At 57.4% G+C, this 1,649-nt stretch carries 1 protein-coding gene; it reads left to right on the top strand.

Going from position 1 to position 1,649, the window contains the following annotated elements:
* Positions 1–150 precede the first annotated feature (150 nt).
* Entirely contained in the window at positions 151–1,500 is a 1,350-nt protein-coding gene (locus F8N49_RS27600) for a carbohydrate porin (protein ID WP_076563920.1), read from the top strand.
* Positions 1,501–1,649 lie beyond the last annotated feature (149 nt).

Below are 1,649 nucleotides of genomic sequence, written 5' to 3'. Positions count from 1 at the left end.
ACCGAGTCGCTCGCATCGCTGGCAAGCCAGCTCCCACAAGGGCCGGTTCCACAAAAAGGAGCACGCGGTGAATGGCCTGTCATTCGTCGCACTTTATGTAAACCGCGTTAGATAAAAACAGTTAATAACAATAAAGACGAGGATGTAGGGATGAAAAAGAAACACGTCAATGCCCGGTTGATCTGCCAGGTTTCAGCGGCAGCTGCACTGGTGCTGGCCGGTAATGCGATGGCGGCGGATGCGTTCAGCTCCGACTCCAAGTGGATGACCGGCGACTGGGGCGGCGAGCGCACCAAGCTGATCGAGCAGGGTATCGACATCAAGGCCGACTACGTTGGCGAGATGGGAGCCAACCTGAACGGTGGCTACAACGACGACAAGACTGCGCGTTACGCCGACCAGTTCGGTCTGGGCGTGGCCCTCGACCTGCAGAAACTGTGGGGCTGGGACAACACCCAAGCGAAGATCCAGCTGACCAACCGTAACGGCTACAACATCTCCAACGACCGCGTTGGCGATCCGCGTGCCGGCACCCTCAGCTCCTCGCAGGAAGTCTACGGCCGTGGCCACATGGTGCGTCTGACCCAGTTGTGGATCCAGCACCAGTTCTTCGACAACAAGCTCGACGTCAAGGCCGGTTACTTCGGCGAAGGCGAAGACTTCAACACCTTCCCGTGCGACTTCCAGAACCTGGCGTTCTGCGGTTCGCAAGTGGGTAACTGGGCGACCAACATCTGGTACAACTGGCCCGTCAGCCAGGCCGCGATCCGTGTGAAGTACAACATCAACGACGAGCTCTACGCGCAGATCGGTGCGTACAACCAGAACCCGTCGCAGCTGGAACACGGCAACGGCTTCAAGCTCAGCGGCAGCGGCACCAAAGGTACCGTGCTGCCGGTTGAATTGGTCTGGTCGCCGAAGGTCAACAGCCTGCCGGGCGAATACCGCGTCGGTTACTACAAGAGCACGGCCGATGCCGACGACGTTCGCGAAGACGTCAACGGTTTCGACGCGGCAACCACCGGTGATGACTACAAGTCGCACAACAGCAAAAGCGGTTACTGGTTCGTTGCGCAACAGCAACTCACCAGCCACAACGGTGATGCGACTCGCGGTCTGAACATCGCTGCCAACGCGACTTTCCACGACAAGGACACCAACTTCATCGACAACTACCAGTCGGTGATGTTTGTCTACAAAGGCCCGTTCGATGCGCGTCCGAAAGATGACATCGGTATTGGCGCTGCGCGTATCCACGTCAACAAGGACGTCAAGCGCAACGCTGAACTGCTGAACGCTGCGAACGGTGTGTCCGACTACGACAACGCCGCGTTCTCGCCGATTCGTGAGACCGAGTACAACTACGAACTCAACTACGGCATCCATGTCACCAACTGGCTGACCGTGCGTCCCAACCTGCAATACATCACCCATCCGGGCGGTGTGGATGAAGTCGATAACGCTTTGGTCGCTGGCCTGAAAATTCAGTCAACGTTCTGACGCGTCTGCGATAAGCTCCTCTCTATGTGCGCATTTTGCGGACAGCCCAGGCTGTCCGCTTTTTTTTGTGACACAGGTCAGATGTGTTGCTTGATGATTTTTTGTGGCTGGAGAGCTTTTTGTGGCGAGGGGATTCATCCCCGCTGGGC

Source organism: Pseudomonas sp. GXM4 (genome assembly GCF_008923895.1).
Taxonomy (GTDB): Bacteria; Pseudomonadota; Gammaproteobacteria; order Pseudomonadales; family Pseudomonadaceae; genus Aquipseudomonas; species Aquipseudomonas atacamensis.
Note: the sequence above shows the minus strand (reverse complement) of the source record. Positions and strands in the feature narration are given on the sequence as shown.